A 22,592-nucleotide genomic window follows, 5' to 3' on the forward strand; every position below is an offset into this window, starting at 1 on the left:
CAGACGCACGTGAGCCCTATGGTGGAGCTACATTCTGAAGGGACATAGGAACGAGATCCGGGCTAGCTTCAAGGAGGATGCCGTGCGGGTGATCGTGGATCGTGACCGGTGCGAAGGCAACGCGGTGTGCTTGGGAATCGCACCAGATATCTTCGACCTCGACGATGAGGATTATGCCGTCGTAAAGCTCGATCCAATTCCGTCGGACCAAGAAAGTCTCGCCGAGCAGGCGATCGCCGAGTGCCCGCGCGCGGCGTTGCTGCGCGAAGACTAGCGGCAAGGGACTTGAGAAACTAGAGGTATTCATAAATTGACTAGCAGCACGAACGCGACCGATCTATCCGGGAAGGTCGCGGTGGTGACCGGTGCGGCCGCAGGTCTGGGCCGCGCCGAAGCGCTCCGCCTGGCCCGCCTGGGGGCCACCGTCGTCGTCAACGACATCGCCGCCGCGCTGGACGCCTCGGATGTGATCGACGAGATCAGCGCGGCCGGCTCGAAGGCCGTCGCGGTGACCGGTGACATCAGCCAGCGCGCCACGGCCGACGAACTGGTGTCCTGCGCCGACGGGCTGGGCGGACTCGACATCGTGATCAACAATGCCGGCATCACCCGCGACCGGATGCTGTTCAACATGTCCGACGAGGAATGGGACCAGGTCATCGCCGTGCATTTGCGTGGGCACTTCCTGCTCACCCGCAACGCCGCGACGTACTGGCGGAGCCGCGCCAAGGATGCGGGGGGTTCGATCTTCGGCAGGATCGTCAACACCGCCTCGGAGGCCGGACTGGTGGGCCCGGTGGGGCAGGCCAACTACGGCGCCGCCAAGGCGGGCATCATCTCGCTCACCCTGACGGCGGCGCGGGCGCTGGGCCGCTACGGGGTGTGCGCCAACGCGATCTGCCCGCGTGCGCGCACCGCGATGACGGCGGACGTGTTCGGCAGCGCGCCGGAGATCGAGGAAGGCGGCATCGACCCGCTTTCCCCCGATCACGTGGTGAACCTGGTGCAGTTCCTGTCGTCCCCGGAAGCCGCGGAGGTCAACGGGCAAGTGTTCATCGTCTACGGGCCGCAGGTGACATTGGTCTCAGCTCCGACCGCGGAGCACCGCTTCATCGCCGACGGCGCCGCATGGGAGCCGGCTCAACTGAGCAGCACGCTCCGCGACTACTTTGCTGGTAGGGATCCAGAACGTAACTTTTCTGCGACCGCGTTAATGGAACAATAACGTTCGCAAAGCTCTTTCTCCGAGCCAAATCGGGCTAGTAGAACGTGTGTCAGATTGGCAATAGCACAAGGGCTCTGAACAGGACAAATTAACGCTTTTGCTAGAGATAACCTGTTCATTGACACGGTGCACTTTCTCTGAGTTAATATGATCTGGCTCACACGGAGCCGACTGCGACGAATGACCACGCAACGGCGACGTATAGGCTTCGCCGAGAGCAGCAAAGGGGGATGCCGCGTTGATCGAACAACTTGCGGTTCCCGCCCGCGCTGTTGGTGGGTTCTTCGAGATGATGATCGATACGGCCCGTGCTTCGTTCCGACGACCGTTTCAAAGCCGCGAGTTCTTGGATCAGACGTGGATGATCGCGCGGGTGTCGTTGGTCCCGACGCTGTTGGTGTCGATCCCCTTCACGGTCTTGGTGGCGTTCACCCTCAACATCCTGCTGCGTGAAATCGGTGCGGCCGATTTGTCCGGCGCCGGAACGGCATTCGGCACCATCACCCAGCTGGGCCCGGTGGTGACCGTGCTCGTCGTCGCCGGGGCGGGTGCCACCGCGATCTGCGCCGACCTGGGTGCCCGCACCATCCGCGAAGAAATCGACGCGATGCGGGTGCTCGGCATCGACCCGATCCACCGGCTGGTGGTGCCCCGCGTTCTGGCGTCTACCGTTGTCGCACTGCTGCTCAACGGTTTGGTGTGCGCCATCGGTTTGTCCGGCGGGTACGTGTTCTCCGTGTTTCTGCAGGGCGTCAACCCGGGCGCATTCATCAACGGGCTGACCGTGTTGACCGGACTGCGCGAGTTGGTGCTGGCCGAAGTCAAGGCGCTGCTGTTCGGCGTGATGGCCGGCCTGGTCGGGTGCTACCGGGGCCTCACCGTCAAGGGTGGGCCGAAGGGCGTCGGCAACGCGGTCAACGAAACCGTGGTCTACGCGTTCATCTGCCTGTTCGTCATCAACGTGGTGATGACGGCCATCGGCGTGCGGTTCTCGACGAAGTGACGACGCGATGAGCTACGACTTCACCTACCGGCTGCGTTACGTCGCTTCGCGGCTGCAGGGGCCGGTCGACGACTTCGGCGAGCAGGCGCTGTTCTACGGCCAGACCGTGCGCTTCGTCCCCAAGGCGCTGACCCGATATCGCAAGGAGACGATCCGGCTCGTCGCGGAGATGACGCTGGGCGCGGGTGCGCTGGTGATGATCGGTGGCACGGTCGGCGTCGCGGCGTTTTTGACCCTGGCCTCCGGTGGGGTCATCGCCGTCCAGGGCTACTCGTCGCTGGGCAATATCGGTATCGAGGCATTGACCGGCTTCCTGTCGGCGTTCCTGAACGTGCGCGTGGTCGCGCCGGTCATTGCTGGCATCGCGCTGGCGGCGACGATCGGTGCCGGTGCCACCGCGCAATTGGGTGCCATGCGGGTGTCCGAGGAAATCGACGCCGTCGAATGCATGGCCGTGCACTCGGTGTCCTACCTGGTGTCGACGCGGCTGATCGCCGGTCTGGTGGCGATCGTCCCACTGTATTCGCTGTCGGTGCTCGCCGCGTTCTTCGCCGCCCGCTTCACCACGGTCTTCATCAACGGACAGTCGGCCGGTCTCTACGACCACTACTTCAATACGTTCCTGATCCCGTCGGACTTGCTTTGGTCGTTCCTGCAGGCCATCGTGATGTCCATCGCGGTGATGCTGGTGCATACCTATTACGGCTACAACACCAGCGGTGGGCCGGTGGGCGTGGGCATCGCGGTGGGTCAGGCGGTTCGGACCTCGCTGATCGTCGTCGTCGTCATTACCTTGTTCATCTCGCTGGCCGTTTACGGTGCGTCCGGTAACTTCAACCTCTCGGGGTAAGGGGACCGCTTAATTCAAATGGCAAGCAACCGATCGCGACGCACGACTGTCCGGCTGGCAGCAGCGCTGCTGGCCAGTTTGTTGGTCGCGTTCTCGGTGCTGACTTACCTGTCGTACACAGCGGCGTTCGCATCCGTCGACACGGTCACCGTCGCGGCGCCGCGCGCCGGGCTGGTGATGGACAAGGGCGCCAAGGTCAAGTACCGCGGCATCCAGATCGGCAAGGTCACCGACATCAGTTACCGGGGCGAGCAGGCCCGCCTGACGCTGGCCATCAACAGCGACCAGATGCATTTCATCCCCTCCAACGCGGCGGTGCGTATCGGCGGCAACACGATTTTCGGCGCAAAGTCCGTGGAATTCGTTCCGCCCCAGGCTCCTTCGCCGACGTCGCTGCGGCCCAATGCGCATGTCGAGGCCTCCGCGGTGCAGCTCGAGGTCAACACGCTGTTTCAGTCGCTAATGGATCTGTTGCATAAGGTCGACCCGGTCGAGTTGAACGGAACGCTGAGCGCCTTCGCCGAAGGCCTGCGCGGTCATGGTGACGACCTGGGTGCGCTGCTGTCGGGCCTGAATACCCTGACGCAACAGACGAATCCGAAGCTGGCGGCGCTGCAGGAGGACTTCCGTAAGACGGCCGTCGTGACAGGCGTCTACGCCGACGCCGCCGGAGATCTGAACACGATCTTCGACAATCTGCCCACGATCGACAAGACGGTGGTCGACCAGCAGAAAAACCTCAACGCCACCCTGCTGGCCACAATCGGCCTGTCCAACAACGCTTACGAGACGTTGGCGCCGGCCGAGCAGGACCTGATCGATGCCATCAACCGGCTGCGGGCCCCACTCAAGGTGGCCTCCGACTACTCGCCCGAATTCGGCTGCCTGTTCGCCGGTATCGACCGCGACATCAAGGAATTTGCCCCACTGCTCGGCGTTCGCAAGGCTGGCCTGTTCACGTCGTCGAGCTTCGTGCTGGGCGCGCCGTCGTACACCTTCCCGGAGTCGCTGCCGATTGTTAACGCCTCCGGGGGTCCGAACTGCCGTGGCTTGCCGGACATCCCGACCAAGCAGACCGGCGGGTCGTTCTACCGGGCACCGTTCCTGGTGACCGATAACGCCAACATCCCCTACGAGCCGTTCACCGAACTGCAGTTCGATGCGCCCTCGACACTGCAGTTCCTGTTCCACGGCGCCTTTGCGGAACGAGACGACTGCTGATGGCAAGCTCGGAAATGCCATCGCACCGGTCGATGGTGATCAAGGTCAGCATCTTCACGGTGGTGATGTTGATGGTCGCCGCGGGGTTGGTGGTGGTCTTCGGTGACTTCCGTTTCGGCGACGAAAACACTTACCACGCAACGTTTATCGACGCCTCTAAGTTGAAGGCCGGCCAGAAGGTCCGCATTGCGGGTGTGCCGGTCGGTTCGGTGAACGGCCTCAAGCTCAACCCGGACAACACCGTCGACGTGGCCTTCGAAATCGACAAGCGTTACACTCTGTACACGTCGACACGCGCGGTGATCCGGTACGAAAACTTGGTCGGCGACCGGTTCCTCGAGATCACGTCGGGCCCGGGGGAGCTGCGCAAGCTGGCACCGGGCGGAACCATCAACGCCCAACACACCCAGCCCGCACTGGATCTGGATGCGCTGCTGGGCGGACTGAAGCCGGTGCTCAAAGGCCTGGATGCCGACAAGGTCAACACGATCAGCGGCGCAGTCATCGAGCTGTTGCAGGGCCAGGGTGGAGCGCTGTCGAATGTGCTGGCCGACACCAGCGCCTTCACCCAGGCGCTGGGCCGGCGCGACCAGCTGATCGGTGACGCAATCACCAACCTGAATTCGGTGCTGGGCACCATCGACCAACGCAGCGCGCAATTCTCGGCCAGCGTGGACCAGCTGCAGCAATTGATCAGCGGGCTGGCCCAAAACAAGGACTCGATCGCGGGAGCCATTCCGCCGTTGGCGTCGACAACGACGGATCTGACTGAGCTGCTGAAGAATTCACGTCGGCCACTGCAAGGCATCCTGGAAAACACCCGACCACTGGCCACCGAAGTCGACAGCCGCAAGGCCGAGGTGAACAACGACATCGAGCAACTGGGCGAGGACTACCTGCGCCTGGCCGCGCTCGGCGCCTACGGGTCGTTCTTCAACATCTACTTCTGCTCGGTGACGATCAAGATCAACGGGCCGGCCGGCAGCGACATCCTGCTGCCCCTCGGTGGTCAGGTGGATCCCAGCCAGGGGAGGTGCGCTTTTGCCAAGTAACCCAAAGCGCGAACGCGATCCGCTACGCACCGGAATTTTCGGCGTGGTGCTGGTCGTCTGCGTGGTGTTGCTCGCATTCGGCTACGCCAACTTGCCGTTCTACCCACCGGGCCGGGTGTACGAGGCCTACTTCAGCGACGCCGGCGGAATCTCGCCCGGCAATTCGGTCTACGTGTCGGGCTTCAAGGTCGGCAAGGTGCAGGCCGTCGGTCTGGCCGGAGACAGCGCAAAGGTGACGTTCGCGGTGGATCGGCACGTCGCGGTCGGTGACCAGTCGCTGGCCGCGATCCGCACCGACACCATCCTCGGCGAGCGCTCGATCGCGGTGACTCCCGCGGGTCACGGCAAGGCCACCACCATTCCGCTGAGCCGCACGACCACGCCCTACACCCTGGCCGGCGCGCTCGAGGACCTGGGGCAGAACGCCAACAACCTGGACAAGCCGCAGTTCGAGCAGGCGTTGAACGTTCTCATCGACACGCTGCGCGGCGCCACCCCGGAACTGCGCGGCGCGCTGGATGGGGTGACGTCGCTGTCCCGCACGCTGAATCGCCGCGACGAAGCGTTGCAAAGCCTGCTGGCCCATGCGAAGTCGGTGACCGCCGTGTTGTCGCAACGCGCCGACCAGGTCAACAAGTTGGTCGACGACGGCAACGAGTTGTTCGCCGCGCTCGACGAGCGCCGCGCCGCGTTGGGGCAATTGATCGCGGGCATCAGCGGTTTGTCGGCACAGCTTTCCGGATTCGTCGCCGACAACCGCAAGCAATTCGGGCCCGCCTTGAGCAAGCTCAACGATGTACTGAGCAACCTCAACGAGCGTCGCGACTACATCACCGAGGCCCTCAAACGGTTGCCCACCTATGCGACGGAGCTCGGTGAGGTCGTCGGTTCCGGGCCGGGATTCAACGTCAACGTGTACGGCGTCATCCCGGCGCCGCTGCTGGCGGCGACGTTCGACTTCTTCTACCAGCCGGGCAAGCTGCCGGCCAGCCTCTCCGACTACCTGCGCGGGTTGATCCAGGAACGCTGGATCATCCGGCCGAAGTCGCCATGATCCAGCGAATCGCCGGCAGCCGCGGGCTGCGCTACACCACCATCATCGCGTTGGTCGCGGTGCTGGTGGGCGGCGTGTACGTGCTTTCCTCGAAAGCAAATAACCGCACCATCGTCGGCTACTTCACGTCCGCGGTCGGGCTGTATCCCTGCGACCAGGTCCGGGTTCTGGGCGTCCCGATCGGCAAGATCGACTCGATCGAACCGCGTCCGTCCGACGTGAAAATCACGATGACGGTGCCCAAGGACGTGAAGATCCCCAAGGACGCCAGGGCGGTCGTCATGGCCCCGAACCTGGTGGCGGCGAGGTTCATTCAGCTCGCCCCGGCCTACACCGGCGGGGCGGTGCTGCCCGACGGCGGCAGCATCGACCTGAACCGCACCGCGGTCCCGGTGGAATGGGACGAGGTCAAGGAAGCGCTGACCCAACTGGCCGTGTCGCTGGGTCCGACGACCGGATCGATGCAGGGACCGTTGGGCGCGGCGATCAACCAGGCCGCGGACACGCTGGACGGCAAGGGTCAATCGTTCCACAGCGCGTTGCGAGAACTTTCGCAGGTCGCTGGGCGACTGGGGGATTCGCGCAGCGACATCTTCGGCACGGTCAAAAACCTGCAGGTTCTGGTCAACGCCTTGTCCGCGAGCAACGACCAAATCGTGCAGTTCGCCGGAAGCGTCGCCTCGGTGTCGCAGGTCCTCGCGGACAGCTCGCGGCATCTGGACAACACCCTGGGCACGCTCAATCAGGCACTGTCCGACATCCGCGGCTTCCTACACGAGAACAACTCGACCCTGATCGATACGGTCAACCAGCTCAACGACTTCAGCAAGACGTTGAGCGACCAAAGCGACAACATCGAGCAGGTGCTGCACGTCGCGGGCCCCGGTATCGCCAACTTCTACAACATCTACGACCCGGCGCAGGGCACCCTGAACGGCCTGTTGTCCATCCCGGAGTTCGCCAACCCGGTGCAATTCATCTGCGGTGGTTCCTTTGAAACCGCCGGCGGGCCGCGGGCACCCGACTACTACCGGCGCGCCGAGCTGTGTCGCGAGCGACTGGGGCCGGTGCTGCGCCGGCTGGCGGTGAACTATCCGCCGGTCATGTTCCACCCGCTGAACACGATCACGGCGTACAAGGGCCAGATCATCTACGACACCCCGGAGACCAAAGCCAAGGCGCAGACGCCGATTCCGGAGCTGACCTGGATACCGGCAAAGGGCGTCCCACCGCCCGCCGTTCAGAACCCGGCCGACCTGCAGGCGCTGCTGGTGCCGCCGGCTCCGCAGACCGGCACGCCGCCGGAGGCACCGACTGTCGCGCCGGCACCCGCTCCGGGTCCGGCTCCCGGCTCCGCGTTCGGCCCCCTTCCGGGTCCTGCGCCAGGACCCGCCGCTGGGCTGCAAAACGGTCAGGGGTCCGGTGGATGAGGCGAATCTGGTTGCGCGGCGGCGCATTAGCGGCGGGCAGCGCGTTGCTTGCCGGCTGCCAATTCGGCGGCCTGAACTCGTTGTCGATGCCCGGCACCGCCGGTCATGGCAGCGGTGCCTTCTCGGTCACCGTCGAAATGCCCGACGTGGCGACGTTGCCACAAAACTCACCGGTCATGGTCGACGATGTCACGGTCGGCAGCGTCGCCGGTATCGCTGCCGAACAGCGTGCCGACGGATCGTTTTATGCCGCAGTGAAATTAGCCCTGGACAAAAACGTCGTGTTGCCCGCCAACGCGACTGCGACGGTCGCCCAGACCTCCTTGCTGGGTTCGCTGCACATCGATCTGGCCGCGCCGAAGGGCAAGCCGGCGACCGGCAGGCTGACCAACGGTTCCAAGATCTCGGAGGCCAACAACGGCCGCTTCCCCACCACCGAAGAGGTGTTCTCGGCCCTGGGCGTGGTGGTCAACAAGGGCAATCTCGGTGCGCTGGAAGAGATCACCGACGAGACTTTCCAGGCGGTGGCGGGCCGGCAGGGCCAGTTCTCCGGCTTGATCCCCAGGCTGGCGGAACTGACGGCGGGGCTCGACCGGCAGGTCGGCGACATCATCGACGCGGTCGACGGTTTGAACCGATTTTCCGCGATCCTGGCGCGCGACAAGGACAACCTCGGCCGGGCGTTGCAAACCCTGCCCGAGGCGCTGAAGGTGCTCAACAAGAACCGCCAGCACATTGTCGAGGCGTTCGGCGCGCTGAAGAAACTGGCGACGGTCACATCGCATGTGCTGTCCAAGACGAAGGTGGACTTCGCCGAGGACCTCAAGGAGCTGTATTCGGTCGTCAAGGCGCTCAACGACAACCGGAAGAATTTCGTCACGTCGATGCAGTTGTTGCTGACGTTCCCGTTCCCGAACTTCGGTATCAAGCAGGCGGTGCGCGGCGACTACCTCAACGTGTTCACGACCTTCGACCTGACCCTGCGCCGGCTCGGTGAAACGTTCTTCACGACGTCCTATGCTCTCGACCCGAACATGATGCACATGTCGGAGGTTCTCAACCCGCCCGACTTCTTGACCGGCGAATTGGCCAACCTGTCCGGTCAGGCGGCCGACCCGTTCAAGATTCCGCCCGGCACGGCAGCACAGTAGGGGCGGGGAAGTGATAGACAAGCTCACCAGGATTCAGCTCTGGATTTTCGCGGTCATCACCGCGATCACGCTGACCATCATGGCGATTTTCTACCTGCGGCTGCCGGCGACTTTCGGCATCGGAACGTACCTGGCCAGTGCCGACTTCGTCGCGGGTGGCGGCCTGTACAAGAATGCCAACGTCACCTACCGCGGCGTCGAGGTCGGCCGGGTGGCGTCGGTGGAGCTGAACCCCGATGGCGTCACCGCTGAAATGCGGCTGAACAGCGGCACTCCCATTCCGTCCAACGTCACCGCCACCGTCAAGAGCGTGTCGGCCGTCGGTGAGCAATACGTCGACCTGGTGCCGCCTAAGGATCCGGCAACCACGAAGTTGCACAACGGGTCTCGGATCGATCGGTCGCACACCCGGATCGGCCAAGACGTCTCCGATCTGTTGAAGCGGGCGGAGACATTGGTCAACAGTCTCGGTGACACCAAGCTGCGCGAGCTGCTGCACGAGACGTTCCAGGCGGCCAACGGGTCGGGCCCGGAGCTGGCCCGACTGCTCGAATCGGCCCGGTTGCTGGTTGACGAGGCCAACGCCGACTACCCGCAAGTCTCGCAGTTGATCGATCAGGCGGGCCTATTCCTGCAATCGCAGATCCGCGCCGGCGCCGACATCAAGTCGCTCTCCGATGGCCTGGCTCGGTTCACCTCCGAGGTGCAACACGCCCACCCCCAGCTTCGCTCGACGCTGGCCACCGCACCAGACGCGATCGACGAGGCCAACACCGCGTTCTCCGGTATCCGACCCAGTTTCTCGGCGCTGGCCGCCAGCCTCGCCAACCTGGGCCGGGTCGGCGTCATCTACCACAAATCGATCGAGCAGCTCTTGGTCGTTCTGCCCGCGCTGTTCGCCGCGATCACCACCGCCGCAGGGGGTATGCCCCAGGACGAAGGCGTGAAGCTGGACTTCAAGCTCGACCTCAACGACCCACCGCCGTGCGCCGTCGGCTTCTTGCCGCCGCCGCTGATGCGAACTCCGGCCGACGAGACGGTGCGCGAGCTCCCGCGAGACATGTACTGCAAGGTCGCCCAAAACGATCCCAGTACCGTACGCGGGGCGCGCAACTATCCCTGCCAAGAATTCCCCGGCAAACGGGCACCGACGATTCAGCTGTGCCGCGACCCGAAGGGCTATGTGCCGGTGGGACGCAACCCGTGGCGCGGTCCGCCGGTCCCGTACCACACGCCAGAGACGAATGGGCTGAACACGTTGCCGCCCAACAAGTTTCCCTACATCCCGCCGGAAGCGGAACCCGATCCGGGTATTCCGATCGTCGGGCCGCCCCCTCCCGGCGTGGTGCCGGGCCCGGGGCCGCTGCCCAACCACCAGCCCGCCTACGACCCCCCGCCGCCCAACGACAGCGGGCCGCCGCCGGGCAACCCGTCGTGGATGCCGCCGGGCGTCCCCCCGGTCCCGCCGATACTGCCGTATCCGAAGTGGCTGCCTCCGCCGTCGCCCCCACAAGCCATGGCGCCGCCGGTTGCTCCGAGCTTGTCGACGCAGGCCAGCGGCCCCGCGTACACCACCTATGACGAGACCACCGGCGCGTTCAGGGACCCGGCAGGAGGCACTGGTATCTTCGCGGCCGGCACGAACACGTCCAGCGCCGAGAATTGGGTGGACCTGATGCTTGATCCAAGGCCGATGTAAGTGGCCTCCGCAATCGATGGGCAATCAACCACGCCCCAGCGTGCACGTCGCCGCGCAACGCGCGCGGCGGGCCCCGCCAACAGTGAGTCGAGCACCACGAGCGAGGTTGCGCTCGAGGCCCCGGCCGCCCCGAAAAAGCAACCGGTCAAACGTGTCCAGGCCTTCAAGACGATCAAGCCGCCACCCCGGCGCCGGCCGAATGGCCGCATGGTCGGCTGGATTTCGTTCGCCGCCGCGCTGTTGGCGATCGGCGCGCTGGCCGGCAGCCTGACCGCCTTGCTCGTCTCCCAACGGCACGCCGAAGCGACGCGGGCCCGCGACCAACGCTTCGTCGACACCGCCACCCAGACTGTCGTCAACATGTTCAGCTATAAGCAGGACAACATCGACGACAGCGTGAACCGGTTCTACAACGGCACCAGTGGACCGCTGCGCGGCATGCTCGGCGCCAACAACAACATCGAGAACCTCAAGGCCCTGTTCCGCTCCACCAACGCGACATCCGAGGCGGTGATCAACGGCGCGGCTCTGGAAGGCATTGACACGGTTACCGATAACGCTTCGGTGCTGGTGTCGGTCCGCGTCACGGTGGCCGACATCGATGGCGTGCACAAACCATCCATGCCGTACCGGTTGCGGGTCATCGTGCACGAGGATGAGCAGGGGCACATGACGGGTTACGACCTGAAATACCCCGACGGGGGCAACTGATGCGACGGACCCGGTCTGTGAGGTGGCTGATCGTGGCCGCGGGATATCTCGCGGTCGTAAGCGTTGTCGGGTTGTCCGCGGCGGCCGGCTGGTTCTACTGGGAGCGGGTGGAGATCCGCGGCGAGCAGACGGCGCGGGCGGTGTTGCCCCAGCTGGCTGCTAAGGAGGTGCCCACGGTGTTCGCCTACGACTACCAGACCGTCGAACGCAGCCTCGCCGACGCGTATTCGATGCTGACGCCGGACTATCGCCAGGAATTTCAGAAGAGCGCCAATGCGCAGATCATTCCCGAGGCGAAGAAGCGCGAGGTGGTCGTTCAGGCCAACGTCGTCGGCGTCGGCGTGATGTCGGCCCAACGCGATTCGGCATCGGTGATGGTGTACATGAACCGCACGGTTACCGACAAGTCGCGGCAGCCGCTTTACGACGGCAGCCGGTTGCGGGTGGACTACAAGAAGATCGGCAACAAATGGCTGATCAACTACATCACGCCGATCTAGCTGTCAGTAGCAGATCGCAATGTTGTTGCACTGCAAGGGATAACGCTGGACGGGGCTGGGCGGTGGCCCGATCAGCTGTAGCGAGAACGGCGTCTTTTTCATCGCCAGTTCCATGCCGCAGACGGCGCCGTGCATCGTGGTGTGCGTGCCGCTCATCGTTTCATCACTGAACGCAAAGGTCTCGGTGGACGGGGCGGTGCCACCACTCGGGCATGCGACACCGTCCGCCTTTTCAACCTTGAAAGTCCACAACATGCTGGACATCCGGGCCCGGCCGCTGAAGTTTTGCAGCTTGTCGGCGCCGAAATCTGTTCGGGCGTAGAGCTTACGATGTTCAGCGCACATTGCATCGCGAAGACGATCGGGTCGCTGTAGTCGTTCATGTTCCGCGTTCCCGACGGTTGATCGCACAACGCCGAGATCGTCCAGGTGGCTCCGGACACGCCCGCCTCGTTGTAGGTGTACGTGCCGTCGGCCGGCGGCCCGAGCGCGCGCGCCGGGTTATCCGACTGCAGCGCGATACCTATTGCGACAGCCGCGAAGACGCCGGCTCCCGCCGCCAGCGCGCGACGCATTTTCACCTCGACCTCCCTTCCGGCCTCCCCGTTACGCTGCATCGAGTATCACAGCGTTTCGGCGCCAACACCATGGGTCCGCCGCGGCTGTTTCGCGCCCGGCGGATGCGCCTCGGCGAGGGCGTCGAGAAAGGACCGCGCCCAGCGGTCCACGTCATGAGCGAGCACCTGTCGCCGCAACGCCCGCATCCGGCGCCGCCCCTCGTCGACCGGCTGGTTGAGTGCCGCCTCGATCGCGTCCTTGACGCCCTCGAGGTCGTGCGGGTTGACCAGGTAGGCCTGGCGCAGTTCTGTTGCGGCACCGGTAAATTCGGACAGAACGAGCGCGCCGCCCAGATCGCTGCGGCAAGCGACGTACTCCTTGGCCACCAGGTTCATGCCGTCTCGCAGCGGGGTGACCAGCATGACGTCGCTGGCCACGAAGAACGCGATGAGTTCGTCGCGCGGAACGGAGCGATGGATGTAATGCACCACCGGATGCCCGACTTCGGCGTATTCGCCGTTGATGTGGCCCACTTGGCGTTCGATGTCGTTGCGCAGCAGCTGGTAACTCTCCACGCGTTCGCGGCTCGGCGTGGCCAGCTGGACCAGCACGGTGTCGTCGCGTTTAATGCGACCCTCGGCCAGCAGCTCGGAAAAGGCCTTCAGCCGAACGTCGATGCCCTTGGTGTAGTCCAGCCGATCGACGCCGAGCAGGATCTTGCGGGGGTTGCCCAACTCCGCGCGGATCTCCTTGGCATGGCGCCGGACATCGCGGTGTCGGGCCACCTGGTCAAGTTCGCCGGAATCGATCGAGATGGGAAAGGCGCCGACGCGAACGGTGCGGGATTCCAGCAGCACCTCGCCGAACCGAGAGCGAACACCGACGGCTCCGCGAGAAGTGTTGGCGCCCACCAGTCGTCGGGACAGGATCAAGAAATTCTGTGCGCCACCGACCAAATGGAAACCGACCAGATCGGCGTCGAGCAAGCCCTCGATGATCTCCGTGCGCCAAGGCATCTGCATGAACAGCTCTACCGGTGGGAACGGGATGTGCAGGAAGAAGCCGATGGTCAGGTCCGGTCGCATCGTGCGCAGCATCTTCGGGACCAGCTGCAATTGGTAGTCCTGGACCCACACCGTGGCGCCGCGGGCGGCGGCGCGGGAAGTGGCCTCGGCAAACCGCTGGTTGACCTCGACGTAGCGATCCCACCATTCGCGGTGATAGATCGGCTTGACGATGACGTCGTGGTACAGCGGCCACAGCGTCGCGTTCGAAAACCCCTCGTAGTACTGGGCGACGTCGTCGGCGGACAGCCGAACGGGGTAGAGGTGCAGGTCGTCTTGGGTTATCGGCTCGTCATCGACGTCGACTTCCTCGTCGACAACCCCCGGCCAGCCGACCCATGCCCCGCTGCGCTTGCGCAGCAGCGGCTCCAAGGCCGTGACCAACCCCCCGGGGCTGCGTTTCCAGGTTGTGGTGCCGTCGGGAAGCCGTTCCAGGTCGACCGGCAGCCGGTTGGCGACCACCACAAAGTCGGAATTCCCGAAGTCTGCTGTCTTCGAGCTCCGGCTTTCCCGCGAAGCCATTTACGCGTCGAGTTTCGCCGGTCCAATACCGAGCATGGACAAGAAGACGCGGCACTCGTCAGCGTCGTTCGCGTACGCCGCGACGACCCGCCTGGCCTGGTTAGCGGTGCTGTCGGCCAGCGGCTCGACATCGCCGATTTCGCCAGGGTCAGATTTCGTAGGCATGAGACAACTCTATGCGAAGTCGATATTCGCCCGCAGCCGTCCGGTATCACACCGGGCCGACGGGGTCGCGGGACCCGGTTTGTCGGCGGCGCGCACCCGACCGAAACCTGAGCGAAGCCATTTGTTCACGCAACGAACTGGACTCGTTAAGAAATACTCAATCTTCGCTCAGGTGAGATGCGGGCGCGGGCCGGCCGACGGCTGGGGCAACGCGCCGGATTTAAATCCGAAGATTCGCATTCGGTAGATTCCGATGGTGATTTTCGGGGGCGACCTGGCGAACGTTCGCCACCGCCCTGGCGCCCGCGCGTGCGGCGGGCTCAGTGCCGGTCCCAATCGACGTTCGGGCGCCGCATCTAGGTGGGCCGACGTCACCGTGATCACGCTTGCGACGTGGAAAGACGCCGCAAGACGGTGGTGTCCGGGGGTCACTTGGCGGTAGCCTGCTAAAGGCTGCACCTGTCTGTCTACTGACTGATGTCCAGTTGTTCAAAGGCAAACCAGGATGTCACGGCGACAAAGGCATTATCCTAAGCCGCAGTGCGGCGCTTTTTGGCTTCGCGCTGACGTCTAAGACTGCGGGAGAAGAACAATGGCTCTCACGCCGGCCGATGTTCACAATGTGGCGTTCTCCAGAGCGCGCATTGGGAACGTGGCTATAGCGAGCAAGAAGTCGACCTGTTCATCGACCTGGTCGAGCAAGAGCTGATTCGCCACATCGAAGAGGACGCCGAGCTTCGTCACTGCAACGCCGAGCTGCGCAACCGGGATGGGGGACTCAAGAAGCGGGAAGCCGAGCTGGCCCAGCGGGAAGCCATCCTGCACGAACAAGAATCCGCAGTCCGTCGGCACGAAGCCGAGGTTCGCAAGCACGAGGAACAGCTTCGCCATCAAGAGGCCCAGCTCGCCCACCGGGGAACGCCGCTTCCCCAGCAGCTTGCCCAGCTCCGCTACCGGGAAGCCCAGGTTGCGCAGCGCGAGGCCGAGTTCGCCCAGCACGAGGCCGAAGTCGCCCAGCACGGAGCGCAGCTCGCCCAGCGCGAGTCCGAGCTACGCCGCCGGGAGGCCGAACCCAACCGGTGGGCTTCCGAGCTGCACAAGCAGGAGGCCGAGCTCGAGCAGCACGAAGCCCGCCTCGCGCAGCGGGAATCGGAGATCGAACAGCACGAGGCCGAGCTGCATCACCTGCTGGAGCAGCCCCATGCGGTGGCCTCTGGCGCGGAGCCCACGACCAGCCAGATGGTGCGCCAGCAATTGCGTGCAGTGCCGCCGGTCGCCGTCAACGGCGCGACCCACCTCGAGGAGACGCGCGCGGTCACCGCGGTGCACGGGTGCCATGACATGGAACGCATGGCGATCCGCGCGGTCACCGACACGCTCGGCAATACGCTGACCGAGACGGTGCATGAGCGGACCCGTCGCAGCGACGGCGCCGTGGCCTCGGCCGACGAGGAACTGTCCGAACTCGATCGATTGAAGGAAGAGAACGCGGAACTGGCCCGTTCGCTGGGCCTGCTCAAATCCGTCGCCGCTTTGTTGGCGGCCGCGCTCGACCGGCCGTAGCCCGGCTGGCTGCCGCTCGGGCGACGGCGACCAACCCAACTCGGAGTCACTTACACATTTGCCGTAATGTGTAAACAAGGCGCATTCAACGACGAACGAGGTGGGCCGAATGACAGTCTCCGAGGAAGCCGACGCCGCGGCGGCCAACGCCAGCGCTAACGAGCTGGTGGCCTAGGAGACCCTTGACGAGGGCCGTGTCGCGCGGATCTGGCTCAACCGGCCCGAGGCCCACAATGCGCAGAGCCGTGGTCTGCTGGTGCAGCTGGACGAGGCGTTCGGCCGAGCGGAGGCCGACGACACCGTCCGGGTGGTGATTCTGGCGGCGCGCGGCCGCAACTTCTCCGCCGGCCACGACCTGGGCTCCGAGCAGGCCATCGCGGAGTGCACACCGGGCCCCGGCCAACACCCGAGCTTCCGGTCACGCGGGGCCACACTCGAGCCGATCATGGAGAAGCTGTACCACCAGGAGTGGCACTATTTCTTCGAAAACACTTGCCGCTGGCGCGATTTGCGCAAGATCACGATTGCTCAGGTGCAAGGCAATGCGATGTCTGCGGGCCTGATGCTGATCTGGGCGTGTGACCTGATCGTCGCCGCTGACAACGCGAAGTTCAGCGAAGTGGTCGCGGTGCGGCTCGGTATGCCGGGCGTCGAATACTATTCTCATCCTTGGTAATTCGGGCAGCGTAAGGCCAAAGAGCTACTGCTGAACGGTGATTCGATCGACGCCGATGAAGCGCATCGGCTGGGCATGGTTTCGAAGGTCTTCCCGGTCGACGAATTAGAGGAAAAGACACTGGCATTCGCGCGGCGCATCGCCGAGCGGCCCACGATGGCGTCGCTGCTGATCAAGGACTCGGTCAACGCCGCCTCCGACGCGATGGGCTACACCGAGGCGCTGCGGCACGCATTCCACGTCCACCTGCTGGGACACGCGCACTGGGCCGCCTTCAACGAGAACAGGTGGCCGGTCGGTCAACCGCCGCACGTCGAGGACTGGCGCGACGCCAAGCCGACGAAGATCGCTCGCCGCGATCAGCCGTAGAGCCTGGGTCGTTCACCCCGCGTCCAGTCCACCCTAACGAGACCCGGGGTAGCGATATTCGGGGCGGGTGCTGCATGCTTCTATAGCTAGAACCTGTTCCAGTTGAAAGGGCCCTCGTGTAGCTATCTTTCGAAGACCGGACGTATCTGATCACCGGCGGCGGCAGTGGGATCGGTAAAGGCGTGGCCGCCGGGCTGGCCGCGGCCGGGGCGTCCGTCATGATCGTCGGGCGCAACGCCGACCGGCTCGCGGGCGCGGTCGAGGAGGTCCAGAAGCTCGCCGACGGCGCGGGCAACGGCGGCGCGATCCGCTACGAGCCCGCCGACGTCACCAACGAGGACGAGGTGACCAGGGCGGTCGACGCCGCCACGGCGTGGCACGGTCGGCTCAACGGTGCGGTGCACTGCGCGGGCGGCTCCCTGACCGTCGGCCCGATCACCCACACCGACTCGTAGGCGTGGCGAAACACCGTCGACCTCAACGTGAACGGCTCCATGTATGTGCTCAAGCACGTCGGGCGGGAATTGGTGCGCGGCGGCGGCTCGTTCGTCGGGATCTCGTTGATCGCGGCCAGCAACACCCACCGCTGGTTCGGGCCCTACGGCGTCACCAAGTCGGCGATCGACCACATGATGATGCTGGCCGCCGACGAGCTCGGGCCGTCGTGGGTGCGGGTCAACAGCGTCCGCCCCGGCCTGATTCGCACCGATCTGGTGGACGCCGCCGTTATTCAATCGCCCGAGATCAGCGGCGACTACGCCCGGTGCACACCCCTGCCGCGGTGCGGGGAGGTCGAGGACGTCGCCAACCTGGTCATGTTCCTGCTCAGCGACGCGGCCGCCTGGATCACCGGACAGTGCATCAACGTCGACGGCGGTCACATGCTGCGTCGCGGTCCCGACTACTCCTCGATGATGGTCCAGATGTTCGGCGAGTACGCCCTGCGCGGAGTGGTCCCCAAATCATGAACAGGCTCGAGGGCAAACGAATCCTGGTGACTGGCGCCGCATCGGGCATCGGCCAGGCCACCGCGTGGCGGTTGCTGAGCGAGGGCGCCAACGTCGTGGCCGCCGACATCTCGACCGACGGGCTGAGCACCACCCAGGCCGGCGCCGACGAGGCCGCCACCGAACAGCGGCTCACCACCATGCCGATCGACGCCGATCGACGTCGGTGACGAGGATTCGGTGATCGACGGCGTGTGCTCGGCGGTCGAGCAGCTCGGCGGCCTGGATTCGCTGGTCAACGCGGCCGGCATCCTGCGCGCTTGGCACACGCACGAGACCACGCTGGACCAGTGGAACCAGATCATCAACGTCAACCTGACCGGTACCTTCCTGGTGGTCCGCGAAGCGCTGCCGGCATTACTGGCGAATTCGCGCAGCGCGATCGTCAACTTCAGCTCGACCTCGGCGTCGTTCGCGCACCCGTATATGGCGGCCTACGCCGCGAGCAAGGGCGGAATCCAGGCGTTCACCCATGCCCTGGCGCTGGAATACGCGAAGGACGGCCTGCGGGCGACGTGTGTGGCGCCAGGCAGCATCAAGTCCGGGATCACCGACGCGACCGGCGGATACATCCCGAAAGACGCGGACTGGTCGCTGTTTCCGCGGCTGATGCCGATCCCGCCGACCACGACGGAGTCCAGCGGCGCGGGGATGGCCGGCCCCGAGGCGGTCGCCGGCGTGATCGCGATGCTGGTGTCCGACGACGGAGCCTGGATCACCGGAACCGAGATTCGGATGGACGGCGGCACGCACGCCTAGTTGACGCAGGGGACTCCGCCGCCGTCGATCGGTTTGCCCTGATCGGGTGTCGGATAGGTGCTGGTGCCGTAGCCGTAGCTCGAACTGCTCCTGCTCGACGTGGTCGTGGTGGACGACGAGGAGGACGAGGAAGTGTACGAATCGTCCATCGATTCATCCGGCGTCGGCATCGTGAAATTGGTATCCACGACCACCCGGACATGGCCGGGCTCGACGCCGGCGTCGGGCTGCTTGGGTGCGTCCAGGTTGAGCAGGTTCGCCAGGTTCTGCGCGTCGGTTTCGGCGCCCGCGCCGTACTGGATGGACGTGGTGCCCGGGTCGAACCAGGTACGGTCGCGGACGGTGCCCGGGGTGTAGCCGTACTTCTTCAGCGTGCGCGAGACCTGGCTGGCCAGCCCGCTCATGCTGCCGGCGTTGACCACGTCGACGACCGTCGACGGATTGGGTTTGGCGGCCGTCATCGACGATGAGCTGGTCGGAATGTCGGAGCCGATCGCCGCTGCCACCTCGGCCTTGATCGCGGCCGGGTCGATGATATTGACGTCCTGGCCGTTGATGTTGTCATAGCGGACCACCGGCAGTGTGCGGAACTCGACCTGGTTTGCCGCTGCGCCGCCGGCGATTTCGCCCATCCGGCGGAACATGTCCTCGTCCCAGCCGGCCGACAGCACGACGTCCTTGCGGGCCACCGCCATCAGGCTCTTCATCTTGTCCAGGTTGGTGAAGGTGCCCGCATCCTGCAGCTCACGCATCACCGACGAAATGAACGCCTGCTGCCGGTGCGTACGGTCCAGGTCGCCGTTGTCCAGGCCATGGCGTTGCCGGACGAACGCCAGCGCCTCGGAGGCGTCCAGCCGCTGCGGACCGGCGGGGAAATCGGCACCGGAATAGGAGTCGTAGACGGCGTGGTTGAGGCACACGTTCACCCCGCCCAGGCTTTGCGCCAGGTCGTAGAAACCCGCCAAGTTGACCTCGGCGAAGTAGTCGATCGGAACCCCGGTCAGGTTGCGCACCGCGCGCAGGGTTGCTGCCCGGGCGGCCTCGCGGCCCTTCGTCTCGAGTTCTTTCTGACTACTCACGCCCTGGTTGGCGAGCTTCTGGGCGACGTACTGCTTGGTGAGGCCGTAGGCCTCCTTGATCTTGATGTGGTTGTAGCCCGGCACGCCGTTGAACGGCACCCAGTCGTCGCGGGGGATCGAGAAGGCGACCACTTTATTGTCGGCGCTGACGTGCACCAGGATCAGGGTGTTGGTGTTGTAGCCGCCGTCGTCGGAGTCGCCGGCGTGCAGCTGCTTCAGGATCGAGTTGGGCAGGTCGTTGCCGTCCTGATCTTTTCGGGAGTCCAGGCCGATCAGCAGGATGTTCATGTTGTTCCCGCTGGATCGCGGATCGTCGGGGCTCAGCGCCTGCGAGACGGTGATGCCGCCCAGCGCCCCGTGCGCCACGTAGTAGCCGGCTCCGGTCATCAGTACCGCCGCCGTCGATACCAGCGTCATGAATGCCCGCGTCACCCCTCTGCGCAGCGGCGAGGGTTGGCGCACCGCTCGATGGCGGCGATGCGCGCCGCCGGAGCGTGCCATCAGAAACCTCGACCCTTCACCCGCGCACCCCGGCGGACCGCGTCGGCGGTTTGCGGTGCTGCGGCGAAAAGCATGAGGTCAAGTATGCGGTAGCTTGCTGAGAAGGCCCCTATAAAGGGGGCCGTCAGCGACGCACTGTGGCCCTTCTCACTCGACCGAAGTACCGCCCGCAAACTTCCCCTACCAGCGTGTTTTGGCTACCATGCCTCGCGTTTGGGGTGTGTGAGCGTCGCGGGCCGGGCCCGGGAGGAAAACATGGCCGTCGAGATTGATTCCGACTCGTCACCGGACCGAGACAATGCCGGTCCGAAGGCGCCCGAGAACGGGTTTCGGCAGGTCTGGCAGAAGACTCCACCGGCGGTCCGGACCCTGGTACCCCTCGTCCTGTTGGTGGCCCTGGTGGTCGTCGGCTTCTACGACTGGGTTAGGCCGCCACGAGGTGATTGGTCGCGGCTGCCGGGCCGGCTTGTTTGCCAGGTGCAGTCGGGCACCCGCCTGCCGCCCCCGGTCAACGTGGTATCGGTCGCTGTTACACATCCCCGGGCTACCGTGCTGCAGCTGGCCGTGCGTTTTTCCCAACCACTGCCGGCGTCGCCGGGCTATCGATTGACCTACCAGGTCGCGAACAACGGAACGCCGTTCGCCGTGCTGGAGCAGCAGCAGGGCCGAGGCGAATTGCTGATCCGCGACGTCCGAAACACCGGGGACTACGTCCGGGAGGACCTGGGTACCCATGCCCATCTGACGGCACCCGACGTCGTCGAGATGACGCTGAACCTAACGCAATTCGGCATCCAAAGAGAGTTCGTGAATCCGGCGCTCACGGTTGCTTCTGAGCTGGACGCGCCGCCGACCGAACCGGTGACGTACGCGTTGCAGATCTGCCATAGCTGATAAAGCCGTTGTGGCGCAGCGCTACCGAACTCTTTCGAGATCCTCGCCCGAACGGCAGAAGACCTGGATGTTCGAGCCGGTCGCGATTTCTGCCAGGTATACGCCCAGCGGTTCAACCTCGTAGTAGTAGTGAACGTAGCCTTGCTTGTCCAACGTCGTGGCACACGTGAGGCCCGGCGCCCCGCATCGTTGCTTGGTGGGCAGCGCCAAAACACCGATTAGCAGCATGACGATGATCGCGACCAAAACCGGGGCTCGGTTCACGATGTGCCGCGTTTGCACGGAGAACGTCACCGATGGAGTGTAAGCGCAACATCGAGTAATCCCGGGGAAGTAGGGTCTGTCAGCTATGGCGCGTGCAACCCCTGACCACCCACCGCCGTCGCACACTCGGGTCGAGGTGCTCGGCAACATCGGGCCCAACTGGTTCGCCTCGGTGATGGGAACGGGAATCGTTGCGATCGGCGGCGTCACGTTGCCGTTCCACGTGGTGGGGCTGCGCGCCTTTGCCCAAGCCGTGTGGGTCATCGCTGCCGCGCTGCTGGTGGTGCTGATCGTGGTGGTGGGCAGCCACTGGCTGCGCCACCCGACGGTGGCCCGCGGCCACGCCCGCAATCCGCAGATGGCCCACTTCTACGGCGCCGCGCCGATGGCGCTGATGACCGTCGGAGGGGGAGCGATGGTGGTCGGCAGGGATCTGATCGGCGCGCGCATCGCCGTCGACCTGGACTGGGTGCTGTGGACCGCGGGCACCGTCGGCGGACTGTTCACGGCGGTCACCATCCCGTACTTGATGTTCACCCAGCACGACGTCGAACCCGACGCGGCGTTCGGGGGCTGGCTGATGCCGGTGGTCCCGCCGATGGTGACCGCGGCGATGGGAGCACTGCTGCTGCCGCACATAGCCGCGGGCACCGGCCGGCAGACCATGCTCTATTTCTGCTATGCGATGTTCGGGTTGTCGTTGCTGCCCTCGTTGAACATCATCGCGATGATCTGGAGCCGACTGGTGCTGTACGGCACCTCGGGCACCGCACGGGTGCCGACGCTGTGGATCGTGTTGGGACCGCTTGGCCAATCCATCACGGCCGCAGGACTTCTCGGGGCGGCCGCGTTGCACGGCTCCATCGAGCACGACGTGGCCGAGGACATGAATGTGTTCGCGATTTTGTACGGCGTTCCGGTCTGGGGCTTCGCGGTGCTCTGGATCGCGCTGGCCACCGCGCTCACGGTGCGTACCTTGCGGCGCGGGATGCCTTTCGCCCTGACGTGGTGGAGCCTGACGTTCCCGGTCGGCACCTTCGTGACCGGGACCTCGCAGCTCGCTGCGCACACGCACCTGCCCGCTTTCAAGGTGGCCGCGGCTATCGCCTACGCCGGGCTGCTGTTCACCTGGCTGTTGGTGGCAGTCCGCACGGCGCGGGGCAGCCTGCGGGACAACCTGCTCAAGTCGCCGCCGAGCACCGCACCGGTCAAGGCCCGCAAGGAGCACGTGTCCTGAGCGGCGATCAGCGGCGTTGCGGATGAAACGTCGTCTTA

The 22,592-nt window shown here is 65.0% G+C and carries 21 protein-coding genes and 4 pseudogenes; 18 read left to right on the top strand and 7 right to left on the bottom strand.

Annotation, left to right across the window (positions count from 1 at the left end; genetic code table 11):
- Positions 1-82 precede the first annotated feature (82 nt).
- From T428_RS0113155 to T428_RS0113210, 12 genes are all read left to right on the top strand, one after another.
- On the top strand, positions 83-274 hold the full coding sequence (locus T428_RS0113155; RefSeq protein WP_025736852.1) for a ferredoxin: 192 nt from the start codon (positions 83-85) through the stop codon (positions 272-274).
- Positions 275-310: 36 nt separating this feature from the next.
- Positions 311-1,225, top strand: a complete 915-nt coding sequence (locus tag T428_RS0113160) for a 3-oxoacyl-ACP reductase (RefSeq protein WP_025736853.1) — start codon at positions 311-313, stop codon at positions 1,223-1,225.
- 238 nt (positions 1,226-1,463) lie between these two features.
- Positions 1,464-2,228: an MlaE family ABC transporter permease gene (locus tag T428_RS0113165; protein ID WP_025736854.1), complete on the top strand. Its 765-nt coding sequence runs from the start codon at positions 1,464-1,466 to the stop codon at positions 2,226-2,228.
- A 7-nt stretch (positions 2,229-2,235) separates the two neighbouring features.
- On the top strand, positions 2,236-3,078 hold the full coding sequence (locus T428_RS0113170; protein ID WP_025736855.1) for an MlaE family ABC transporter permease: 843 nt from the start codon (positions 2,236-2,238) through the stop codon (positions 3,076-3,078).
- Between the two features lie 18 nt (positions 3,079-3,096).
- Positions 3,097-4,299: an MCE family protein gene (locus tag T428_RS0113175; RefSeq protein ID WP_025736856.1), complete on the top strand. Its 1,203-nt coding sequence runs from the start codon at positions 3,097-3,099 to the stop codon at positions 4,297-4,299.
- A complete protein-coding gene (locus T428_RS0113180; protein ID WP_025736857.1) occupies positions 4,299-5,351 on the top strand; it encodes an MCE family protein in 1,053 nt (350 codons plus the stop codon). Before T428_RS0113175 ends, T428_RS0113180 begins: the two co-directional genes overlap by 1 nt.
- Positions 5,341-6,405 carry a virulence factor Mce family protein gene (locus tag T428_RS0113185; RefSeq protein WP_025736858.1) on the top strand — a complete coding sequence of 355 codons (1,065 nt, stop codon included), beginning with the start codon at positions 5,341-5,343 and terminating at the stop codon, positions 6,403-6,405. Before T428_RS0113180 ends, T428_RS0113185 begins: the two co-directional genes overlap by 11 nt.
- The gene (locus tag T428_RS0113190; protein WP_025736859.1) at positions 6,402-7,835 is read left to right on the top strand and encodes a virulence factor Mce family protein; all 1,434 of its coding nucleotides are present in this window, start codon (positions 6,402-6,404) and stop codon (positions 7,833-7,835) included. The genes T428_RS0113185 and T428_RS0113190 overlap by 4 nt, the downstream gene beginning before the upstream one ends.
- On the top strand, positions 7,832-8,986 hold the full coding sequence (locus T428_RS0113195) for an MCE family protein (protein WP_025736860.1): 1,155 nt from the start codon (positions 7,832-7,834) through the stop codon (positions 8,984-8,986). The genes T428_RS0113190 and T428_RS0113195 overlap by 4 nt, the downstream gene beginning before the upstream one ends.
- A gap of 10 nt (positions 8,987-8,996) precedes the next feature.
- Positions 8,997-10,685 carry a virulence factor Mce family protein gene (locus T428_RS0113200; protein ID WP_025736861.1) on the top strand — a complete coding sequence of 563 codons (1,689 nt, stop codon included), beginning with the start codon at positions 8,997-8,999 and terminating at the stop codon, positions 10,683-10,685.
- Complete coding sequence (locus T428_RS0113205; protein ID WP_025736862.1) at positions 10,686-11,396, top strand: hypothetical protein; 711 nt, start codon at positions 10,686-10,688, stop codon at positions 11,394-11,396.
- 17 nt (positions 11,397-11,413) lie between these two features.
- A complete protein-coding gene (locus T428_RS0113210) occupies positions 11,414-11,896 on the top strand; it encodes a mammalian cell entry protein (RefSeq protein WP_025736863.1) in 483 nt (160 codons plus the stop codon).
- Positions 11,897-11,899: 3 nt separating this feature from the next.
- Here the strand turns inward: T428_RS0113210 and T428_RS27830 are convergent.
- From T428_RS27830 to T428_RS32800, 5 genes and pseudogenes are all read right to left on the bottom strand, one after another.
- A pseudogene (locus T428_RS27830) lies at positions 11,900-12,471 on the bottom strand (hypothetical protein).
- A 48-nt stretch (positions 12,472-12,519) separates the two neighbouring features.
- Positions 12,520-14,040 carry an alpha,alpha-trehalose-phosphate synthase (UDP-forming) gene (locus tag T428_RS0113220; RefSeq protein ID WP_025736864.1) on the bottom strand — a complete coding sequence of 507 codons (1,521 nt, stop codon included), beginning with the start codon at positions 14,038-14,040 and terminating at the stop codon, positions 12,520-12,522.
- Complete coding sequence (locus tag T428_RS32790) at positions 14,041-14,205, bottom strand: hypothetical protein (protein ID WP_090607062.1); 165 nt, start codon at positions 14,203-14,205, stop codon at positions 14,041-14,043.
- Positions 14,206-14,820: 615 nt separating this feature from the next.
- Positions 14,821-15,225 (bottom strand): hypothetical protein, encoded by a 405-nt coding sequence (locus T428_RS33600; RefSeq protein WP_025736865.1) that lies wholly within the window; start codon positions 15,223-15,225, stop codon positions 14,821-14,823.
- Between the two features lie 30 nt (positions 15,226-15,255).
- Positions 15,256-15,408, bottom strand: coding sequence for a hypothetical protein (locus tag T428_RS32800; protein ID WP_156942949.1), 153 nt, complete (start codon positions 15,406-15,408; stop codon positions 15,256-15,258).
- Between the two features lie 36 nt (positions 15,409-15,444).
- Between T428_RS32800 and T428_RS31200 the strand changes: the two genes are divergently transcribed.
- The 4 genes and pseudogenes from T428_RS31200 (at position 15,445) to T428_RS27860 (ending at position 18,579) form a co-directional block, all read left to right on the top strand.
- Complete coding sequence (locus T428_RS31200) at positions 15,445-15,768, top strand: hypothetical protein (RefSeq protein WP_211243950.1); 324 nt, start codon at positions 15,445-15,447, stop codon at positions 15,766-15,768.
- A 205-nt stretch (positions 15,769-15,973) separates the two neighbouring features.
- Positions 15,974-16,813: pseudogene (locus tag T428_RS27850) on the top strand (enoyl-CoA hydratase).
- A 146-nt stretch (positions 16,814-16,959) separates the two neighbouring features.
- Positions 16,960-17,781: pseudogene (locus T428_RS27855) on the top strand (SDR family oxidoreductase).
- Positions 17,778-18,579 (top strand): annotated as a pseudogene (locus T428_RS27860) (SDR family NAD(P)-dependent oxidoreductase). The pseudogenes T428_RS27855 and T428_RS27860 overlap by 4 nt, the downstream one beginning before the upstream one ends.
- Here T428_RS27860 and T428_RS0113260 read toward each other — a convergent pair.
- Entirely contained in the window at positions 18,576-20,159 is a 1,584-nt protein-coding gene (locus T428_RS0113260; RefSeq protein WP_025736867.1) for an LCP family protein, read from the bottom strand. The pseudogene T428_RS27860 and the gene T428_RS0113260 sit on opposite strands and share 4 nt — an antisense overlap.
- A 255-nt stretch (positions 20,160-20,414) precedes the next feature.
- On the opposite strand from T428_RS0113260, the gene T428_RS27865 reads away from it, so the two are divergent.
- Positions 20,415-21,053 (top strand): DUF2510 domain-containing protein, encoded by a 639-nt coding sequence (locus T428_RS27865; protein WP_156942950.1) that lies wholly within the window; start codon positions 20,415-20,417, stop codon positions 21,051-21,053.
- 21 nt (positions 21,054-21,074) lie between these two features.
- On the opposite strand, the gene T428_RS0113270 is transcribed toward T428_RS27865, so the two are convergent.
- Entirely contained in the window at positions 21,075-21,281 is a 207-nt protein-coding gene (locus T428_RS0113270; RefSeq protein WP_425412037.1) for a hypothetical protein, read from the bottom strand.
- Between the two features lie 121 nt (positions 21,282-21,402).
- On the opposite strand from T428_RS0113270, the gene T428_RS0113275 reads away from it, so the two are divergent.
- Entirely contained in the window at positions 21,403-22,554 is a 1,152-nt protein-coding gene (locus tag T428_RS0113275; RefSeq protein WP_025736869.1) for a TDT family transporter, read from the top strand.
- The last annotated feature ends 38 nt before the right edge of the window (positions 22,555-22,592 follow it).

It is taken from the genome of Mycobacterium genavense ATCC 51234 (genome assembly GCF_000526915.1).
Lineage (GTDB): Bacteria > Actinomycetota > Actinomycetes > Mycobacteriales > Mycobacteriaceae > Mycobacterium > Mycobacterium genavense.

Excerpts from the sequence above, each read along its gene's own strand:
- T428_RS0113170 (WP_025736855.1), top strand. The coding sequence starts at position 2,236 with ATGAGCTACGACTTCACCTACCGGCTGCGTTACGTCGCTTCGCGGCTG.
- T428_RS0113175 (WP_025736856.1), top strand. The coding sequence starts at position 3,097 with ATGGCAAGCAACCGATCGCGACGCACGACTGTCCGGCTGGCAGCAGCG.
- T428_RS0113180 (WP_025736857.1), top strand. The coding sequence starts at position 4,299 with ATGGCAAGCTCGGAAATGCCATCGCACCGGTCGATGGTGATCAAGGTC.
- T428_RS0113190 (WP_025736859.1), top strand. The coding sequence starts at position 6,402 with ATGATCCAGCGAATCGCCGGCAGCCGCGGGCTGCGCTACACCACCATC.
- T428_RS0113195 (WP_025736860.1), top strand. The coding sequence starts at position 7,832 with ATGAGGCGAATCTGGTTGCGCGGCGGCGCATTAGCGGCGGGCAGCGCG.
- T428_RS0113220 (WP_025736864.1), bottom strand. The coding sequence starts at position 14,040 with ATGGCTTCGCGGGAAAGCCGGAGCTCGAAGACAGCAGACTTCGGGAAT.
- T428_RS32790 (WP_090607062.1), bottom strand. The coding sequence starts at position 14,205 with ATGCCTACGAAATCTGACCCTGGCGAAATCGGCGATGTCGAGCCGCTG.
- T428_RS32800 (WP_156942949.1), bottom strand. The coding sequence starts at position 15,408 with ATGGGGCTGCTCCAGCAGGTGATGCAGCTCGGCCTCGTGCTGTTCGAT.
- T428_RS31200 (WP_211243950.1), top strand. The coding sequence starts at position 15,445 with ATGGTGCGCCAGCAATTGCGTGCAGTGCCGCCGGTCGCCGTCAACGGC.
- T428_RS0113260 (WP_025736867.1), bottom strand. The coding sequence starts at position 20,159 with ATGGCACGCTCCGGCGGCGCGCATCGCCGCCATCGAGCGGTGCGCCAA.
- T428_RS27865 (WP_156942950.1), top strand. The coding sequence starts at position 20,415 with ATGGCCGTCGAGATTGATTCCGACTCGTCACCGGACCGAGACAATGCC.
- T428_RS0113270 (WP_425412037.1), bottom strand. The coding sequence starts at position 21,281 with ATGCTGCTAATCGGTGTTTTGGCGCTGCCCACCAAGCAACGATGCGGG.
- T428_RS0113275 (WP_025736869.1), top strand. The coding sequence starts at position 21,403 with ATGGCGCGTGCAACCCCTGACCACCCACCGCCGTCGCACACTCGGGTC.